This window comes from Faecalibacterium sp. An58 (genome assembly GCF_002161515.1).
Lineage (GTDB): Bacteria > Bacillota > Clostridia > Oscillospirales > Ruminococcaceae > Faecalibacterium > Faecalibacterium avium.
Window position 1 is genome coordinate 399,050 of the sequence record NZ_NFHX01000001.1, and the last position, 18,422, is coordinate 417,471.

Here is an 18,422-nt window from a genome sequence, read left to right on the forward strand (position 1 = left end):
TCTTTTTCTGAGAACATTGTATCATTTTTAAAGTCCTATAAAGTTCCAGACAATGTGCATTTTAGTCTGGAATGGTGATTTCGCAGACCTGTGCCCCAAAGTCTTCCAAGAACAGTTGGACGTTTTCGGGGGAGTCAGGGGAGAAGCTATCAGAGAGAATCGGGACGCCGGTGGCCAATACGGCACTGTCCTGTCCGACCACAAAGGAAACCATGACTGGGGCGGCATTTTCATAGGTGTAGAGGTAGAGGGTGTTTTCAGTCAGGCCGTCGCAGACAAAGGTGTCCGAAACGGTGCAGATGCTGGCAGCGGCTAAGGTTTCCGCACCGTCCATGGCATTGATCTGGTTGGCTGCGGCGCTCTGGATGGCGGCATAGATGCGCTTCTGCAAAGATTCAGGAAAGCCGGTCAGATCGGCCTGGCCGGTAAGGCTGGTAACGGCCTGGTCGGAAAATTGGATTTCATAGACAGCTTTGGGCTGGGAGAAGTCCCCCTGGCCAGCGTTTGACAAAATTTCTCTCACAGCGGGGTCGCCTGTAAAGAGGGAAACCCAGGCTTCGTTTTGGACTGCTTCATTCATTTCAGATACCAGTGCAAGGCCCTGATGGTACAGCTCCGAAGCGGGGGAGGATGTGGTTTTGTTGTTACAGGCCCCAAAAAAGAGGAGAGCTGCCAGAGATATCACAGGAACAATAATTTTAAGGCGTTTCATAATAGTATCTCCCATCCATAGCATCATACCGAAGCCCTCTCAAAAATCACGAAGTTCATCAAACTTCGACAGCAGGGCGTCTTCCTGGAGCGTGTCGCCCGGCAGGGCATCCAGGATACCCCGCAGGGCCATATAGATTTCATCCCGTTCCTCGGTTTCGATAAAGCCCATCTTGTTGAAGGTCTGGGTATAGGCTGCCACCGCATCCAGAGCCTGGGCCTGGGCGTCCTCGCCCGGCTGGCTGGCCAGCTTCATCAGGTGGGAACGGGTCTTGCGGTATTGATTGGCTGCCTTTTTCGCAGCAGAAGCAGGGATATGCTCCGCACCGTCCCAGCCCCGGAAGGGATTGTCCAGGTTTTGCGCCAGCCACTCCGGTTTCCGGGGTTTGGTGATCCGCAGGTCCATTCCCGGCTTGCTTTTCCAGAGCTGCTTTGCCGCTTTTGCCGCCGTCTCCGGCAGGCTGGTCATCCAGAACCAGCGAAGCTCCGGCATCTGCTCCGGGGTGGGGATGTCAGCTGCGCCGAAGCCGAACAGGTCGAAGGTGGAGAGGTTCGTCAGTTCCCGGAACCCTCCCACGGCAGAGAAGTTCCCCAGGTTTCCCGGCGCGCCCCAGAGCCGCAGTTCCTTCAGGTGGGGATGGACCGCAGCCAGCCCGGTGAGATCAAAGTCCTTCAGCTCGATTCCATGCAGCCCCCGTAGGTTCAGCAGTTCCGTGTGCGGGCGGTATTCCCCGATAAATTGGAGGGTCAAACCGCTGCCATCTTCGGGGGCATGGATTGCACAGGCGTCCGGCCCCTTGTTCTGGAACAGGAGCTGCTCCGTTCCCTCACACAGCCACAGCTCCTCCAGCCCGGTCATGTCCAGCATCAGCTTTCTGATGCTGGTGTCCCGCAGATCAAGTGTCCTCTGACCGTGGTTCAGCAAAGTCACTTCATCAACAAAGGGGGTTTCCCGCAAAAACTCCAGCAGATCCGGGTGCCACCGCTCGCAGATAAGGGTGGAGAGGCAGGGCAGCGCCTTTAGTTCCAGCGCCGAATCGAATGGTGCGTACTGGTCCATCACCCGATGGCTGCTAACCTTCAGCTGGATACCGCCGATCTCCGTTTGCTCGTCGCTCTCCGTGGCCTCCTTGAAGGCCCGCCGCCGTTCCTCTGGGATGGCCTTCCACCGGAACTGGAGGTACACATCATAGCCGTCGCTCCAGCCGCCGAAGGAGCGGCAGGGCTGGTCGGTGAAGGGCGGGAGTGTGCCCACCAGTTTATACTGGGGCGGGACCTCCATCGGCACCCGCAGCAAGTGAAGGTCGCGGGACCAGTACATGAAGTCCTTGTAGAGCGGGCGGAGGTGGGGCAGTTCCTCCGCAGTCAGAGGGGCGTCGCCCACCCAATCCAGAGAGAGGATCACCGCCCAAGACTCTTTGCTCACCGTGTCTGGCGGCGCAATATAGGCCACCTGACAGGCGGTGTAGCGTTTCAGGTATTGGTTGTAGACGGTATAGACCTCTCCGGCGCTGGCTTTCATGGCGTCATGCTCCTCTCATCCGTTCTTTTCCAGATAGAATCCCCATACACAGTTGGAGAACTCCCCGGCGGCAAAGCGGTGGATCTGCCCGTTAATCTCTACCTGCCAGACCTCGAAGGTATGGTCTTGGTGATAGATCGGGTCTTGGACTTTTACACGCTTTCCGGTGGTTTGCCAGTCGTAGTCAAAGACATTCACACCGAACAATTTGCATTGACCGTCTGGGCCAAAGGTTTCATATTCCCAAGCCATGAGATGCCTCACAATCCTGTCCGCTGCCAGCCGTCCAGACGCTCCTGCACTGCGTCGATCTTCCAGCCATCGCCCACCCGCTTCATCAGGAAGCGGCGGCCAAAGCCGGTATTTTTCTCTTTGGTGTAGATGTGGAGCTTGTTCCTGGTGATCTGCTCCGCATCGAGAAATTCTTCCCCGTTGTAGGTGCCCTGGGCGCTGTAGGAGAGGCCCAGAGGCCGGTAGCCTGGGCGGGGCTTTTCACTCACATACTTCTCCCAGATGGCCAGCAGGCGGGGCATCGCCTCGGCATCTTCAAACCCGGCCTGTTCCATGTACTGCTCCCACTCGGTCATCTCGGCAAAGAAGGCGGACAACACCTTGCGGCATTCCTCTGCTGCCTGCTGGTCCAGCTGGACCGGCTTTTTGGCTTTCTCCCGCTGGAGTTGGGAGAAGCGTTCCATTTGCTCCTTGGTAAATTGTACATGGGCCACCGGGGTGATAGAGTGGTTGCCTGCGATGGCCAGCAGGCCCTCGTATGTGACGGCGGTATGGTCGATCTGGATGTGGGAGAGTTTGGGAATAGCGGCTGCCTGGAGCAGCCCGGCATCATCCAGCCCGGTGCGGTTGAGGGTGAGAAGGTCCAGCTTGCAGCTTTGCAGGGCGGCTAGTCCGCTGCCGTGGATGGTGGCGTTGCCGTCCAGCAGCAGATAGCGCAGCTTGGGCATGGCGGAAAAGACAGGAAAACAGCCGTCGGTGAGAGAGCCGTCCTCCACGCCGAAGTTGGCCATGTTTTTGTGCCCGGCAAAAGGAGAGAGCAGGTCATCCGTCACCGGATACCCTTTCACATGGAAGCCCACCAGGGTGTAACCGGCAAGCTGCTCCATGATCTCTGCGGTCAGCTCCGGGACTTCAAACTGCTTTTCTCCGTCTAAGGTCAGGACACCGCTCTCCCAGCTCACTGTCCGCGTCCGTTTTGGCCATTCCATCGCTGTTTCCCTCCTTACACCTGCTTCTTATAGTTGGCTTCAATGTCGATGAAGCGCACATACACGGCGCAGATTTCACCTTTTGCGTCATAGCCGAAGTAGACGGGATAGTAACCGTAACCGTCACCAGAGCCGGAGGCGAAGATGGGCAGATTGGAGTCTGTGTCCGGCACCGTCCAGTTGAGCCAGTCGCCGTAGTTCCCCTGATATTTGGGGTGGGCTTTGGCGTTTTCCTTGAGAAGATCGCAGAACAGGTCGTTGTAGGGGTCGATGTCCGGGTCTTCTTCCAGACGCTTGGCCCAGTAGGTCTTGAAGGCTGCCTGGGTCTGGATGTCCGCAACGCAGCCCATCCCAGTGTCTACGCCAAAGCCAAAATACTCGTCCTCGCTCGGTTCCTCAACCAGATCCTCTTGGCCGGTCATGCCCAGCTCATAGCGGACAGGCTTTTCCCGGCTGACCTCCACCTTGACGCAGGCGTAGCAGTCGCCGTATTTCTCACTGGGCACCACGCAGATCTTCACCGGATAAGTCCCGGCGGGGATCGTCTGGATAAAGGGCGGCGTGTCCTCCAGCTCCACCAGAGGATCGCAGGCGAAAATCGTTCCTGTTGGGAAATTGACGGCTCCAATGTCCAGCACATCCACACCCATATTCCCAATCACTTTTTCTGTAAAATAGTCATCCAGGTCCGTTTTGCAGGCCAGTTTGTCCTTTATGGATTCGTATTTGTTCAGCCATTCGGTAGTCGGCATAATGGCTTTCTCCTGTTTGTCGTGTTTCTTAATATACTCGCTCTTAGAGCCGTCCCAGTAGCAGTTCACACCGGCCATTCTGAAAATGGTGGGGACAATTTGGGTAGCCATAGAGGACATGAGCGCATTCCGGGCACAGTCCCATCATCTGTGAGGAGCCTTTGAAAACAGGCTGCCACACTCATCACAGACGGCCAGTTTTTTCTGCCATGAGGTTCACCAGTCCCTTTCCCGGATGGCCTCCTCAATATCAATCGGAATGCCAAACCACTTCAGAATGTAGTCTACGGTGACGCCAATGCAATCCCGGGCCACCGTTTCAATCTCGCTGTCGTTCTCGTAAAATTCATCCTGAAGGTCATTGATGCCGCAGACCGCCTCGTCCAGCTTTTCCTGCACCACTTCGGTGTCGGTTTCGCCGCTCTCCAGCAGGTCGATGACTTTTTGGAGCTGGGCCTTTACCTTATCCACCAGAAAAGTAGGATAGTAATCGTCCTGATACATCTCGTCCAGCAGTTTGTAATTGGGATCAAATGCTTTCATGGGGATTGCTCCTTTCTTATTCAAACATCAGGCCATAGGATTCGGTCTGGCTGCCATCATCTTCATGGAATATGCACTGATACAGAGGCTGTCGCTGTGTTGCTTTACGGAACCGCTCCAGAACCGGAGCCAGCGGCTCATCAGTAGGGATACCGAGTGCATCAGCAACCCGCCGCCAGCTGTCCATGTCCATATCTTCCAAGTTGATGTTGCGTTGCCTCTGTCCGTATTCCTCCAGTGTTTTGGAGTCCGCATACTCCTTTGCGTCACAGCAGTCGTGCCAGCAGATGCAGCTCACAATCAGTGAAAAAAGGTCATCCATGCTCTCAGCCAGACGGCCTGCCTCACCTTCGCTGCTGTAATAGCCGATGGAGCCATCTTCCAACAGGTGGTATTCTCCGCCGGAGCCATCTCTGGCAAAAGCCATACCGGGCAGTGTGAAGGTTGCTCGACCATCCGCCTCATCCCTCGGAGACAACTCATCCAGCAGGAAGAAGTCAAAAAGGGAATCAAACTCCTTTGCCAAATCAGGGTTTTCATGCAGTGCCTTCAAATAATCCATCGCCGTTTTCCCCCCGTTTACTGTTCTGGTTTTAACTCATGCAGCCTTTCCCGCAACAGCGGTTCTTCAATCATCTCATCGTTTTGGTAAAAATGTTCCTTGTCACGGGCCAGATGATCGGCAAGCGGAGGTGCGTCCAGCGGGGTGCATACCGTAAAACTGTCCCGATCCGCCCCCTTAATCTCCCGGTTGAGGTAGTACACCCGCCTGGTATCGCGGGAATACCAGTGACTGAGCAATTCCCATGAGGGGAGATCTGCCTTGGGGAGCTGCTTACCGTAAGCATAGATCCGTTTCTCATCCCTGGCAAAATAGGTGTCACCCAACGAGCGGAAAGAGGAAACTTCCGCGCCTTTGATGATCTTCACCCTGCCGTCTCCGTTGTGGAAATAGACTTGCCGGCTGTCCTTTGCATATCCCTGGGGCGCACCCAAATCGTTCTGGCCATTGTCCAACACCTGGAAGGTTGTCAGCTCTACATCTGGGATTCTCCCGCTGGTAGTGTAGACGGCTGTTTTGTCCATCGCGTAGGCATAGTTTAGCACCCGAAACGATGCCGGGTCTGCTCCACGCAGGCGAATCCCGCCGAGAAAGCAGGCCGTAGAGGATTTGCCCCAGTAATGCCAGCAGCAGAAGTCTTTGGGCGAAACACCCTTCAACAAGCCGTTTTCATACAGGCCAGAGAAATAAACGGCTCCATCTTGAAGGAAAAACTCGTTGTCCACCGGCTCTATGTTTGTGATCGGCTGCAGCAGTTCTTTGTGATGATCTGTTATGCTCAGCTCGATTTCATCGTCACTATAAACCAAATGGAGCCCATGAGGGGCCTTTCTATCGAAATGCAGTTCAATGTCATGATATTTGAGGATGAGTGGTTTCCCGTCGCTTCTCATGGTGGAAACAGCATCGGGCTTGCCGAAAATCTCTATCACCTCATCCTGTGACATTCCAAATTTCAGCGGTGAAATGTTCTGGGGATTCTGCAATATTTGATTGCGCCAAGCAGTAAAGTCCTGTTTCATGATTTTAATAGCACTGGAGGACCAGCCATATCCGATCAAAGCGGCGGGCTGCCAGGTCCTCTTTGGTGATATAGAAATAGATGTGCCCGCAGTCTCCGAACATCAGCTCAAAGTCGCCAAGCTCTACGGTATCCAGCTGGAACAGCAGCATCCAGCGGTCACGGGCGGAATCTTCCGCCCGCTGACGGACCTCCTTGGGGATATTGAGCCAGCCGTTGCCCAGATAGTAACCCTGGGTCACCAGGTCGCACTCGTCAAACATGCTGTTCTGGATCACATCGGGCCAGCCCAGCAGCTGGGAACGATCATCCGGGTCCTCGGGGTCCTCGCCAGTCAGCTCCTCCCATGCTTTGTTGAAAGCGTCGTCATCTTCCTCGTCCGGGAACATCTCGCTGAAGTCCTGCCAGGAAGGATAGGAGGTCTTGGCATCCAGCTTGATCTTGACCATGGGAAACTTGAAATCCTCTCCCATCTCCGCAGGAAAGTTCGCAGCGGACAGAGCCGAAAGATCTTCAAACCAATAAACGCAGGCGCAGCCCTTGTCCTTTGGGTCGAATCCCCAGCACTGGGTGTCCGTTTCATAGAAGAAGGAAAGCAGGCCGTGATCGGGCAGAAGATGCTCTTTGTCAAACTGGGCCAGTTCCGCACAGTTGAACTGAGCCAGGAAGGTGAGAGGACGGTTCTCCACCACATGGTCATAACTCTCGCCCTCATAGGTGGGCCAAACGAAGTCCGGCGGCACATCCGGCTTCCCGCCGAAGCGGGTAGCGCCCAGCTTGTATGTTTCTTTTCTGGCAATTTTCAGCTGAATGCTGTTTTTGCCCAATGACTCCAGTTTTTCTTTGATGCTCATGTCAGTTCCTCCTTGATGCGTTCTCGCAGCTTTCCATCCAGTGCCTCCACGGTTTTCATGGCAGCGGAATCAAATCTGCACTGCCGCAGATCCCGTTCAATCAGGGCAAACACATCTGGAAAGCACTCAATCTCATCCTGGTACTCATATTTCGCATACAGTTTCCCGTACTCGGAGATCCAAACCTCTGCCGGGTAGTAGTAGCCGATATGACCGATGGGCTGGCATTTTTCACCGGCAGCCTGTTCGATCTCTGCCAGTTCACAGCCGGACATATCCCGAAAATAGGCTTCTTCCAAATGGTTTTTGATTCCGTTGACCAGGTAAGGAAACAGAGCGAATTGGAAGTCAGCCGCCCAGTTCAGTTTTTTCTGCTCCAGGTACCACTCACAGCACAGGCCGAAATACTTGCGGTAAAACCGCTGGGTGGTCTTCATCATTGGAACGCCATGAGCGGCGTAATACTTCTCTGCAATGGAGATGTCCACTTTTCGCCCTTCCTGCCATCCGGCGTACTCCATCAACTGCTTGACCTTGCTTTTGAAATCGCCGGAAATGGGGATGCGTTCTTTGATCATGGTGGTTACCTCCATTACCAGATTTCAGACATTTACAACTCTGCCACAAACTCATAGGAAACCGCAATAATGTTGTAAACATCATCGTATGTAAACAGCCGGTAGTGCCGATAGATGCCTTTGTCAAAGTCCTCCCGCACCGGCAGAGACTTCAGCCAGGTGCTGTCCTCAATTAAATCGAAGGAACTGCCATCCAGATACTCCGTCCCAGCCATATTTTCATAGGTGTCCAATTCACAAGTAAAATAGGCCAGCACCTGCCGGAAGGTGAGTGTATAGGGAAACCAGTCTTTTTCGTCCCTGCGCTGGGAGATTAGATGGCCATTGATGTCCCCCGTAAAGGTCAGATTGTTCAGAGCATCCTGTTTCACCTGATCCAGATAGATGCAGTCCCGTCCCTTCAAAACACCTAAGCAGGTATTAACAGCAGTCGCTTTTTCCATAGGCAATTCTCTCGCATCAGCTTTCATGGGTAATACAGAAAATCTCCTGGTTTAAGTCAAAGTAGATTACCATCAACTCGTCGGTGATCTCCGGGTTGAAGGACAGATCCATAATGAAAACTTGTTGATCCATCTCGTCATCCACCAGACTGCCGAACCGCTTGAGCTTCAAAAAGTCCACCATCTCGGCAAAGGTCAGCTTGGATGGGTCGGTTCCCGGAAAAAGTTCCGCCGCAATATCCGGGCCTACATCGTCCCGGTGGAACTCCATGAAAAATGTCACAACGCTATGGTAGCGGCTGTCCTCGTCCGCCAGCGCCGCTTTGATGGCGGCTTTGGCCTTCTCCGCCAATTTCTCCGCCTCATCCAGCATTTCTCCCACCGCATCCATGGCAGCAGGATCGCCGGTCAGTTCTTCCTCTACATCGAAGATAAAGGGTAGTCCCGATTCCTCGGGAAAGTTGAAGATTTCCTCGCCGGGTGTATATGTAAAATCAATGCGTTTACAGTTCAGTTTCATAATGTTATCCTCCTTACCCCTCAATGTTGGCGGTTTTGAGGCCCTTTTTCAAGGAGCCGTAGACCGTCACAGCATGGTCGGTGAACATCTCGTCGCAGTCAAACCAGGCGGTGAAGCTGCCGCCGGAGGTGACGGACAGGCTCGTCAGGTTGATCCGCCGGGCAAATTCCTCCTCGGTGATGGGGTCTGTTTCCGGGTTGCGGGGATTTTCTTCATCTTGGGAGAGCCAGTTGTTGGCCAGCTCGGTCAGGTTCTTTGCCGCAAGCTCCCGCATGGCCTTGTCCCAGGTGTCACAGTCGGCCAGCAGCTTCTTGGCGGCACTGCGGGCGCGGGTCCAGGAGGGCTTGCTCTCGGCATTGACCTCCAAAGAAAGGCTCACATCCTTTCCGCACCACTGGATCTCGCCCTCGAAGGTATCATAGTCCTTGTCCAGTGTCAGTTCTCCCAGCACCTGGTCCTGGATCACCACCGGCTTGTGGTACTCCTCCAGAATAGCCTGAAGTTCCGAGCAGTCCTCATGGGCAATGACTATCTCGGAGATACACCAGGGGCGCACCACCAGATCCTTTGCCTGTTCTTCCTTCATCCGGCGGATTTTGAGGCGGCAGATCTGCTCTTTTTGAAAGCGGCCCCAGCCCTTTTCGCCATTGCGTTCCTCATCGGTGACCGGCCAGTCCAGCCGCTCCTCTTTGGTGCTGACCTTGCCGGTGTCACAGAATACCATGCCCAGGGTCACGACGGTCATTTCCCAAAAGCCGCCGTTCCAGTTGTATCCGCCGCCAATGCAGCGGTTGATCAGAGCGACCACTTCCTGTTCCTGGGGTTCGTACATCTCATAGAATGCTTCAAACATGGGTGCAGCCTCCTTTACAGCAGTTTCAGCACCGCGGCAGCGGGCCCTGCAAACTCTGCCGGGACTTGCTCCAACGCATCCTGGTAGGATTTTACCGCCGCCCAGGAGTAGTAATAGAAGCTGTAGAACAGGTCATCGGGGAAGACCTCATCCTCCTCGTAGCGCATCTCATCTTCTTCCTCGTCGTACTCCTCCGACCACAGGTATTCTTCCTTTAGCAGGTCGGAAAAGCAGGGGAGAGGGGCTGCGTGTTCCATCTCATCTCCATCGTGGAAGCACTGGAGGATGCAGGCAAAGAAGTCCAGCAGCTCCCCGGCCAGGAAATGGGCCGTGGGGTTCCGGCTGCTCTCTGCGAGAGCCTTCGCCAGAATCCGGCCTAGAAACACCATGGCAAAGGGGGTGGCGTGCCACAGGGTACCCTGGTGCTCCATGTTGGTGGTAAGTTCGTAGAGGGAATCTTTGACCGGTTCCAGATCACCCATCTGCTCCAGCACCGCGAAATGCTCCGGGAAGTCCGTCCCCCGGCCATAGGCGGTGGTGAGCCGGTGCCACGGCACATCCGTGACCTTGAGATGGGTGATGTAGGCTCTGTTTTCCTCTGTCATGGCGTTGCCCTCCTTATCCCTCTGTCTGGCTGCGGTACTCCTTCTCCAGCGCGGTGTACCACCGATTCAGCATGGTTTCCAGACTGGTTTTTCCTTTGCGATCAAAAAAGGCAAGGAACTTTTGCATCAGTCTGGGAAACAGGTATTTGCCCGCTTTTGTCAGGTCTTGATTGATATAGACCATCCGCAGAATACGGCCCTGCCGGTCCAGAGGGTTCTTTTTCAGCAGCCCCTTTTCAAAGCAGAAGCGCAGGAACACCACATTCTCGTCGTAAAAGTCCTCCACCACTGCTGCGCCAATGCTGGTGTAGGTGATGTCGTACACCAAACGGCTCCAGTCAAATTTTTCAGCATAAAGCAGCTTCAGCGCCTTCGCCCAGTGTTCCTCCGGGATCACCAGCATCCTGTGCTGGGCGGTACTGGAGTAGCCGCGATAAACGGGCTCCGGCTGCCCCAGCAGCTCGCTCACACTATCGGCGTAGACGAAGCACAGCTCCTCATCGAACAGGCCGCCGATAAAGTTGCCGTTGCAGTATAGCATATAATTCTTGGACTTCGCCGGAGAATAGGAGAGGTTGTATTCCTGCGAGTCCAGGCTTTTATGTACCTTGTTCAGAAAGTCTATGGATGTCATGGCTGCGCTCCTTGGGGCAAATTCTTCTGAGATGATTCTTGGGAGAGATTACTTGTTTTTGTATGCTCTGTAGCCGCCAATACACACAACATCAAACAGCATCGGTATGGCTGCATAACCGGCATTTGCTGTCCCGTTTGATAGGAATACATAGAACGCACCCGCAAAGGTCAGGATTGTTAAGAGGATAGAAAGGATCAGCAATAACTTTTTCATGGCAATCATCTCCTATCCCACAATGGTGGTTTCCTTGACGGCCAGATTGTCGTAATCCATGCCGATCAGCTTCCCGGCAGCCTCTGGGGTACACATGAACCAGCTGCTCACGCCCCAGGCGTCCATCCTGGTAACGGTGAAAAAGTCGGTTTCAGGGGGAGAGGGATTTCTGGCGTCAAGATAGCAGTCGGAATAGAGGTAGACCAGATCTACCTCCCGGTCCGGCAGCCACTTGGCCCGGCGCACACGAGGCTTTCCATTTTTCAGCGTCTTTTCTCTGGGATTCTCAAACCACGCCAGTTCCTTGAGCTTCAGACCGGTGAAGGTATCCATGAGCTGCTGGGCAATCTCCCGGTGGGTAAATACTCCGCAGTCCCAGGAGCCCATCAGCCATGTCTGTATAAAGTCGCCCACCTTGCTGCCAGGAGCAGGCGGCCCGTAGACGCTCTCATCCGCCCACATGACCTCTATCTTTTCGCATTGATCTGGACGGGGACAAGACTGCTTGTTGCCATAGCGGTACATGATATTCACATAGCCGAAGTCCCTGCCGGTACGGTCATGACCGACGGCTTCTACTTTATAGGCAGTTATGGACATTGCAGTTCCACCTCCTGAGCCAGTACAAATCCGCACAGCCCAAGGGATGAGTCAATGACAAATACCCGGATGTGCTCCTGCTCCATGCGCCGCCGCAGCTCCTCGATGCCGCAGCAGGCAGGGAAACCGTAAGGGATGGTTCTGCCCAGCAGGTCTTTGTACTGTTCCAAAAAGCCGTTCACGGTGATCTCATCCATGCCAAAGAGGATGTTGTCCTGAATCACATTCTCAAACCAGTGGGCCATCAGACCGGTAAAGTGAACGGATACGTTCTCTCCGGCCTCAGTCCGGGTATCCATGTGCAGGGTGTGGGCTTCAAAGTCGGCGCAGCAGCGCAGAACTTTGTTGTCGTGCAGGTTTTCAAAGGATTGAATCAGGGTACTCACAGGGATTCCTCCTCATCCATGAGCTGCTCCTGGACCTCTTTGGGCAGGTCGTTCCATAAAATGTTGTATGTAAAATCCCGAATCTCCGGGTAACACTCCCGGGCGGTCTTTTCTGCCGTCTCCCGGTCCAGGTAGTGCATCTCCTGGTGAAAAAACCAGTTGAGCTTTTCCATCAGCCGATAGAGGCGGATCTGTTCTTCTTGGGTCATGGGATACAGCCTCCTAATGCGGCACCATGACAAGGCTCCAAATGCTGGTCACAATCAGCACGATTCCCAGCAGGAAGAAAATCACCCGGCGGGAGCCGCGGCCATAGAGGTGGGAATCCGGCTTGCCGGTAGGGTCGCAGAGCCAGTTCCAATTCAGAATTGAGCCAGCCACGGACACAACGCCCATGATCAAAGTCACCCACTCCCAGTGTGCCTGTAAAAAAGCTGTGATCTGTTCGCTGTTCATTTAGGGCTCCTCCTCGTCTTGGTCTTCGTCGATCACTTCATACCATGCCCCATCTTCACCAAGCATCTGTGAGGTGCCATAGGGCAGATTCAGAAACCGGATGATGTCCGGGTCGATGCGGCAGATATCCCGGATATCATAGTAGCCGCAGTGGGATTCGTAGTAATTATCGCCTTCGCCGTATATGCTTTCTTCATCTCCAGAGTAAAAGGCCCAACCGCTCTCCCAGCCCATATCTTCACGTTCCGGGAACACACGATACATAAGCTGTATCTTGCACCCATCCTGGGCGATGCGGTCAGAGGCATAGCAGGTGAGAGGGCCATCCCAATCAGGAATAACAGCGGGTTTTCCTTCCGCGGCACGGGCGACACGTTCCTCTGGATCATCTTCAAATACTGTTTCCAGATAGGTATGAAACCGTTCGTCCAACAGCTGTTCCACGCATTGAAGGTTCTTTTCAGTATAGGACAGGAGCAGATAGGCCGCTTCTTTTTCCGCAACACTCCGCCAGGCTCGGTCTTTCAGCTCGGTCAGGGCAATGTTCCGGCAATCCCGGCGGTAGACATAGGGGTTGGAGCGATCATTTTGGGCGTACCACTGGGCAAAGCCGGAGCCGCGACGATCAAAAGCCTGAGTGGACAGCTTTCCATTCAGTCGATTCCGGATGAATGCCCGCAGGTCCGGCCCATTTCCGGTCCGGACCGCTTCCACCACCTCCCGATACTGGGAGAGGAAGGGATTGCTCATCTGGCCTCGTTTGATGGCCCAGCCTAGATAGAAGGCCATCAGATTGCAGGCGTCTAATTCATCCACTGGCAGGTGGAGTGTCCGGATCTTTTTGATTTGCTCGGCGGCGTTGTCCATCTCCGCCGGATCATAGCCGATCTGCTCCCGGTCGGTGACCACATTCAGTCGGTGGGGATCTATGACCTCCAGGCTTTCATCTGAACACAGGTCCAGCAGGGCGTCCGCGCCGTGCTCCAGTTTATACTGGAGTTCCTCTCGATAGAGGGGGATCACCTGGTAGAAGTTGACCTCCTCTCCACCTGGCAGGCGGCAGGCAAAAGCGTCCTGACCAAACGGGCCGGGCCAGAACAGAATCTCACCCCGCAAGTCAGTACCCTCTGCAAAAGGAACGCCATTCTCTCCCTCCATGAGTGTGGCTCTGGATTCCAGGCACACATTCGGGTCTTCGATGGAAAAATAGGCAGTGGCCAGCATCATCCGTATGGGCCAGTACCATGTTTCATCTTTGAGTGCATCTTTTGTTAGCTTCCAGTCCGGGGGCAGATTGATGAGCAACTCTGCCCGCTCCAGGTTTTCCTCCCGTCGCTCCTCCGAAAAGTGCATCCGATGCCGGCTCAGACCTACAGTGACCAGAGTGTAGTAGTCATGTTCCAGCCGGGGTGGGATGATCGTGATTTCTATAGGATACTCCGGGTTGCTGTGATCGGTAAGAATCTGGGCATAGACGCCGAAATACTGGTCAATATGTACCTTCACATGGCCGAGGATGTCATCATCAGTGGGTAGGGGAGTTTCCTCCCGGATGATTTTTTCCCGTTCTTTCAGATCTATCTGCATAACTTTCTCTTCCTCCAGATATTCCTCGCAGTCACGGAATAGCTTTTGGGCATCCGGGTCCCCCGGGGCCAGAGCCAGCCAGCGTTTTGCGTATTCATAGGCCGTGTTGGCGGAATTATATGCCATCAGGCAGGAATAGCCCATTCGGGCGTTCCAGTATGGGTCATCCTCCCCTTGGGGACGGACTGTCTCCAGCAGCTGAATGGCGTGTTGGATGAGCTTTCTATCCACTTCACTATCGGTTCCACGCTCTCCATGATCGCCCAAAACCGCCAGATTGCTGTAAGCCCGGCTCAGTTTAACGGTAAGCAGATAGTCCCGCTCTGTTTCCGGGATGGCTTCGATAGCCTCAATACATCGGGAGAACTCGTCCGCGTCATTCCACTGCTCAATCTGATCCAGCAGCTCTACTTTTTCTGCCCGGTTCATGTGTCCACCGCCTTTCAGCTTTTTCCTTTTTTGAAGTGTCCGCTGCCTCGCCAGGTGTTGACTACACAGGTAAAGAGCTGGCCACAGTGCTTGCACCGAATCGTGTGAACCATAATTTCATCTGCCCATCCATTCTTGGTCTTTACCTTCTCCAGGGGACAGGTGGATTCCTCTGCCATCAGTTCAAAGTTGCCTTGGGTTACCAGTTGCTGAATATAAGCAATACAGGCTAGGTAGTCCTTGGGGGCATCAAATTTTCTCTAAGTTTGAATGTTTCGGCAGTGCTCGCACATAATGGATGCCTCCTCATGTAAACGGTTGTTGTCAGCCCTGTATATCCGCATCAACGGCCCCTTTTTTCAGGGTGCCATCTACTGTGATGACATGGCCCCAGAACATATCGTCGTCCTCAAACCAGGCGGTAAAACGCCCACCAGGAGATACTGTAAATTCAGTGAGCCGGATGCGCCGGGCGAACTCATCCTCCGTGATGGGGTCTTTCTCCGGGTCCCGGTCGGTCTGGTCATTGTCCGCCAGCCACTCGTTGGCTCGCACCGTGAGTTTCTGGGCTGCCATGGCCCGCAGGGCCTTGTCCCAGGTCTCCTGATCGGCCAGCAGCTTCCTCATCACGTTGACGGCGCGGGTCCAGGAGGCTTTCTTTTCCATATCTACGTCCAGCGAAATGCGGACTTCGCTCCCCATCCATTGGCAGGCCCCGTCGAACATACTCAGTTCACGGTCCAGAGTGAGGGTCCCCAGCACTTCATCTTTGAGAAGAATAGGCTTTGTATACTCCTCCCAGATCGCTTCCAGAGCAGGGCAGGGGACGTTTTCCTCCAGCACGCCTGTGACATACCACTGGGGTTCGGTGAGAGCATCGCCTTTCCAGCCGCGGGCCTTGATCCGGTAGACCTGACCCTTGGCAAAACGATTGGTGTATGCGCCTGACTCCCGTTCCTGGTCAGTGAGGGGCCAGCTCAGGTAACAACGGTCGGAAACCACCTGCCCAGTCTGGGCATCCGCCATGGCCAGGGCATGGGTGTGCGCCGTCCAGAAGGTATCCAGAAAGGTTTTGTCAGCACTGGTGCCGCTTTGGATCAGCACCAGCTTTTCTTCATCTTCCGGGGCATACAGGGCAACAAAGTCCTTGATGGTCCTTTTTTTCATGGTCTTGTCCTCAGCTGAAAATTTCCAGATAGCGTTCACGCAGCTCCGGGGGAGCTGCCTTGATGGCCCTGGCCCCGCCGTTCTCGGAATCCTTGCCCCAGATGGCCCGAAGCAGGATCTGCCAGGCGATGGCCCGGAATTTCGGGTCTTCATTTTCTTCCGGCAGGAGGTAAGCAGAAAAGCAGTGCTTGACTGCCAGCAGTGCATCCAGGCTTTCCGCGTTGGCGATCAGGGTGCGGGATTCCTTGGCAGGCTCCAGCCACTGCATGGACAATGCGCCGCGAACCAATACCTTCAGCGTCCATGGCTGAAAGCCAAACTTCCGAATCAAGGTATGAAGGAATTTCCCTTGCAGAGAGGAGTGTTCATCGTCGCAGCGATCCAGGTAATCGCACACCAGCGGTGCCCACTGTTCTCCTTCCAGCCCCAGAGCGAACACGGCGAAAGAGCCAGGCATAGCACAGGATTCATCAAAGAGATTGTTGTACCACTCGTCCTCCCGCATGGCCAGCCGGGCATAATGTTCCATTCGGACATGAAGGCGGGGGTACCGCACCGCACAGGCAAAGAGTTGATTGTCGCCTTTCCTGGGCAGGCCGGGAATGGGCAGGTAGATCTTTTCGGGCCCCCTGAACTCGATGGAATAGCTGCGGGGAAACTCCGGCTGCTCCAAAATCTCAATCAGATAGGTGAGAGCTTCCTCACAAGCCCCCTCGCCGCAGTCCCTTGCGGTGATACGGATGGTGGCAAAGGCGTCATTGGCTGATGCGGTCAGGTGCTTGGTCTTTCTCTTTTGGATGTCAGGCGGCAGCTTGCCGCTGCCATGGGTTTTCAGCTCCTTTACCATGGCGGGGCGGAGCTGGGAAACCAGGCCGAGGATGTGCTCGGTGGTGAGGGAGTCGTAGCTGGCCCCATACACCGTATGGCAGACAGCCACATAGCAGGCAAAGTGCAGCAAGCCGTCATCCACATCTTCCGGTGGCAGCTCCGGGCGAACCGTACAGGGCGGAAAGACGGTGAAACCATCGTCCCGCTCTCCCACAAGGAAGAACCGATCCTGCACCTGGCTTTCGATGTACTTCTCCAGCTTATAGCGGATCTCCTGCCAGCCCGCCAGCCGTCGGAGAGCATCGCAGAAGGCGACTGCTTCTTCATAAGGAAAGCCCTTCAGCGGCAGTCTGAACAGATATCGTTCCAGCAGCTGATCGGGGAGAAACGGCGTTCCGTTGTGGTTCCGCACCACGGTGGGGAAGGCAGCGTGATTTTCTCGGGCGGTGCCGTTCAGGATATCCTGGATGCAAAGATCGGCCTCTGCCAGCACCTCCGGGGAAGTGTCCGGCTTGTGGATCAGATAGTAGCGGTCATGCACGCCGTCACGCTTGGGCAAACTCATGGCGCGATCTCCTTTCAAGTCTGCTGATGCTGCATGGAGACGATCTGGCAGTCCGGGCAGAACTCCACATAGAGGGTTCCCTCTGCACAGTCAAACACCGTATCCCACTGGATTTGGGCCAGATACTTCATGGGCTTCCCGCAGTGGGGGCAGGTGGTATATTCTGCATCCTGCACCCAGTTGGCAAATCCGCCGATGGTGTTCACATCCTGGCAGGCTGCACCGTAAAACAGAGGCACCGGCGTTTTGCCAAGCACAAAGGGATTTTCAGTAAGGGCTTTGTAGTCCTCGGGACTGACATAGCAATCCGCCTTTTCCGCCCCGTCAAAGAGCTCGGAGGGAAAGACCTCCACGCCGCCATCCGGGGTAAAGCTGTTGAAGGCGGGGCCTTTCAAAAATCCCACACAGCTGGGGCAGCAGGTGGCCGTCAGGATTCCATCCAGCCCCAGGAACTGGAGCCGCTCATCCCGGCCATCCAGTACCAGCATATCCACCATACGCCCGCCGCAGTGGGGACAGGTGTCCTTTCGTGCCCGGCCAATGCGGACGGGGGATGCTTCGCCGGACACTCCCTTAACCATGGGATAGCAGATGTCGAAATTGAGCTGGGTTCGACGGCCTTCCTTGTCAAAGGTCCAGCCGCCGATCTGGGCGTAGCTGGATGGGTCCACATAGAGATTTTTGCGCCAGGGGCGGGGATTTCGTTCCAGTTCCAACAGAGTTTCCATCGCCTTGTCATCTCCCTGCATAGCAAGGCAGCTCATCAGCTGGGAGGCCCCGTTGGAATCTTCCGTGGACAACAGCGCGTGAATCAAACCATCCCGTACATCCTTGGGAGCATGATAATAGATCTCACAGGGCCAGAGCACCCCTGCGGCCAGTGCCGCCCGCTGGATCTCCGGGGCGATGGCATTATGGTAGCTAAGCAGCTGCCAGAAGTCGGTGAACTCCGGTTCTTCCATCTCCGCCAGCCGCTGGATGTTCTGAATCAGGTTTCTCTGCTTCTCTGTGATTTGTTCAGGTGTCCAGGCAAGAGCAGCGTTCCGCTCCTGTTCGCTCTTGCATTTCCAGCATAACCCCTCATAGCCCAGGGGCGTGCCGCAGCCGGGGCAGGTGTATTGCAGACGTGTCATGGTTGGCTCCTTTCCAAAAGAAAAGCGCCCTGCATCATCCTGTCACCTGGACAGGCTGGCGCAAGGCGCGAAAAGGCCGCAAAAAACTAGGCCCTGCCTGAAAGGCAGGCCCGGGCCTCTGACAGGCCGGCAAGTTGTAGAAAAAAGAGAGGGCAGCTCTGGGCCGCCGGAATAAAGGTTCCATAAGAGAGCCTCATCATTGGGTGAGTTGCCTTGATTTAGAGAAAAACGAAGACA

At 54.9% G+C, this 18,422-nt stretch carries 24 protein-coding genes; all 24 read right to left on the reverse strand.

Annotated elements, in window-relative coordinates:
• Positions 1 to 61: 61 nt before the first annotated feature.
• Positions 62 to 712, reverse strand: coding sequence for a hypothetical protein (locus B5G12_RS02105; protein ID WP_144064084.1), 651 nt, complete (start codon positions 710 to 712; stop codon positions 62 to 64).
• Between the two features lie 39 nt (positions 713 to 751).
• Positions 752 to 2,233, reverse strand: a complete 1,482-nt coding sequence (locus B5G12_RS02110) for a hypothetical protein (protein WP_087323434.1) — start codon at positions 2,231 to 2,233, stop codon at positions 752 to 754.
• 15 nt (positions 2,234 to 2,248) lie between these two features.
• Complete coding sequence (locus tag B5G12_RS02115; protein WP_087323553.1) at positions 2,249 to 2,485, reverse strand: hypothetical protein; 237 nt, start codon at positions 2,483 to 2,485, stop codon at positions 2,249 to 2,251.
• Positions 2,486 to 2,493: 8 nt separating this feature from the next.
• Complete coding sequence (locus tag B5G12_RS02120; RefSeq protein WP_087323437.1) at positions 2,494 to 3,453, reverse strand: NTF2 fold immunity protein; 960 nt, start codon at positions 3,451 to 3,453, stop codon at positions 2,494 to 2,496.
• Between the two features lie 14 nt (positions 3,454 to 3,467).
• A complete protein-coding gene (locus B5G12_RS02125) occupies positions 3,468 to 4,205 on the reverse strand; it encodes a DUF4241 domain-containing protein (protein WP_242955898.1) in 738 nt (245 codons plus the stop codon).
• Between the two features lie 216 nt (positions 4,206 to 4,421).
• The gene (locus tag B5G12_RS02130) at positions 4,422 to 4,748 is read right to left on the reverse strand and encodes a DUF5713 family protein (protein WP_087323439.1); all 327 of its coding nucleotides are present in this window, start codon (positions 4,746 to 4,748) and stop codon (positions 4,422 to 4,424) included.
• A gap of 16 nt (positions 4,749 to 4,764) precedes the next feature.
• Positions 4,765 to 5,310, reverse strand: coding sequence for a hypothetical protein (locus B5G12_RS02135; protein ID WP_087323441.1), 546 nt, complete (start codon positions 5,308 to 5,310; stop codon positions 4,765 to 4,767).
• Between the two features lie 17 nt (positions 5,311 to 5,327).
• Entirely contained in the window at positions 5,328 to 6,371 is a 1,044-nt protein-coding gene (locus B5G12_RS02140) for a DKNYY domain-containing protein (RefSeq protein WP_242955899.1), read from the reverse strand.
• Positions 6,337 to 7,185: a YwqG family protein gene (locus tag B5G12_RS02145; protein WP_087323443.1), complete on the reverse strand. Its 849-nt coding sequence runs from the start codon at positions 7,183 to 7,185 to the stop codon at positions 6,337 to 6,339. The genes B5G12_RS02140 and B5G12_RS02145 overlap by 35 nt, the downstream gene beginning before the upstream one ends.
• Positions 7,182 to 7,763, reverse strand: a complete 582-nt coding sequence (locus B5G12_RS02150) for an SUKH-3 domain-containing protein (RefSeq protein ID WP_087323445.1) — start codon at positions 7,761 to 7,763, stop codon at positions 7,182 to 7,184. The genes B5G12_RS02145 and B5G12_RS02150 overlap by 4 nt, the downstream gene beginning before the upstream one ends.
• 32 nt (positions 7,764 to 7,795) lie before the next feature.
• Positions 7,796 to 8,206 (reverse strand): hypothetical protein, encoded by a 411-nt coding sequence (locus B5G12_RS02155; protein ID WP_242955900.1) that lies wholly within the window; start codon positions 8,204 to 8,206, stop codon positions 7,796 to 7,798.
• 16 nt (positions 8,207 to 8,222) lie between these two features.
• Positions 8,223 to 8,726, reverse strand: coding sequence for a DUF2004 domain-containing protein (locus B5G12_RS02160; protein ID WP_087323449.1), 504 nt, complete (start codon positions 8,724 to 8,726; stop codon positions 8,223 to 8,225).
• 13 nt (positions 8,727 to 8,739) lie between these two features.
• Positions 8,740 to 9,579: a DUF2262 domain-containing protein gene (locus tag B5G12_RS02165; RefSeq protein ID WP_087323451.1), complete on the reverse strand. Its 840-nt coding sequence runs from the start codon at positions 9,577 to 9,579 to the stop codon at positions 8,740 to 8,742.
• A 14-nt stretch (positions 9,580 to 9,593) separates the two neighbouring features.
• Positions 9,594 to 10,184, reverse strand: a complete 591-nt coding sequence (locus tag B5G12_RS02170; RefSeq protein ID WP_087323453.1) for a hypothetical protein — start codon at positions 10,182 to 10,184, stop codon at positions 9,594 to 9,596.
• A 13-nt stretch (positions 10,185 to 10,197) separates the two neighbouring features.
• Positions 10,198 to 10,818 carry a hypothetical protein gene (locus B5G12_RS02175; protein ID WP_087323455.1) on the reverse strand — a complete coding sequence of 207 codons (621 nt, stop codon included), beginning with the start codon at positions 10,816 to 10,818 and terminating at the stop codon, positions 10,198 to 10,200.
• Positions 10,819 to 10,866: 48 nt separating this feature from the next.
• Positions 10,867 to 11,034: a hypothetical protein gene (locus tag B5G12_RS14750; RefSeq protein WP_204245645.1), complete on the reverse strand. Its 168-nt coding sequence runs from the start codon at positions 11,032 to 11,034 to the stop codon at positions 10,867 to 10,869.
• Between the two features lie 12 nt (positions 11,035 to 11,046).
• Positions 11,047 to 11,634, reverse strand: a complete 588-nt coding sequence (locus B5G12_RS02180; protein ID WP_087323457.1) for a hypothetical protein — start codon at positions 11,632 to 11,634, stop codon at positions 11,047 to 11,049.
• Complete coding sequence (locus B5G12_RS02185; RefSeq protein WP_087323459.1) at positions 11,625 to 12,020, reverse strand: hypothetical protein; 396 nt, start codon at positions 12,018 to 12,020, stop codon at positions 11,625 to 11,627. The genes B5G12_RS02180 and B5G12_RS02185 overlap by 10 nt, the downstream gene beginning before the upstream one ends.
• Positions 12,017 to 12,229, reverse strand: coding sequence for a hypothetical protein (locus B5G12_RS02190; RefSeq protein ID WP_087323461.1), 213 nt, complete (start codon positions 12,227 to 12,229; stop codon positions 12,017 to 12,019). Before B5G12_RS02190 ends, B5G12_RS02185 begins: the two co-directional genes overlap by 4 nt.
• A 13-nt stretch (positions 12,230 to 12,242) precedes the next feature.
• Positions 12,243 to 12,476: an Imm17 family immunity protein gene (locus B5G12_RS02195; RefSeq protein WP_087323463.1), complete on the reverse strand. Its 234-nt coding sequence runs from the start codon at positions 12,474 to 12,476 to the stop codon at positions 12,243 to 12,245.
• Complete coding sequence (locus B5G12_RS02200; RefSeq protein ID WP_087323465.1) at positions 12,477 to 14,492, reverse strand: immunity protein Imm33 domain-containing protein; 2,016 nt, start codon at positions 14,490 to 14,492, stop codon at positions 12,477 to 12,479.
• A 324-nt stretch (positions 14,493 to 14,816) separates the two neighbouring features.
• Complete coding sequence (locus tag B5G12_RS02210; protein WP_087323467.1) at positions 14,817 to 15,659, reverse strand: DUF2262 domain-containing protein; 843 nt, start codon at positions 15,657 to 15,659, stop codon at positions 14,817 to 14,819.
• Between the two features lie 10 nt (positions 15,660 to 15,669).
• On the reverse strand, positions 15,670 to 17,052 hold the full coding sequence (locus B5G12_RS02215) for a DUF6138 family protein (RefSeq protein ID WP_087323469.1): 1,383 nt from the start codon (positions 17,050 to 17,052) through the stop codon (positions 15,670 to 15,672).
• A 14-nt stretch (positions 17,053 to 17,066) separates the two neighbouring features.
• Entirely contained in the window at positions 17,067 to 18,185 is a 1,119-nt protein-coding gene (locus B5G12_RS02220; protein ID WP_087323471.1) for a hypothetical protein, read from the reverse strand.
• Positions 18,186 to 18,422 lie beyond the last annotated feature (237 nt).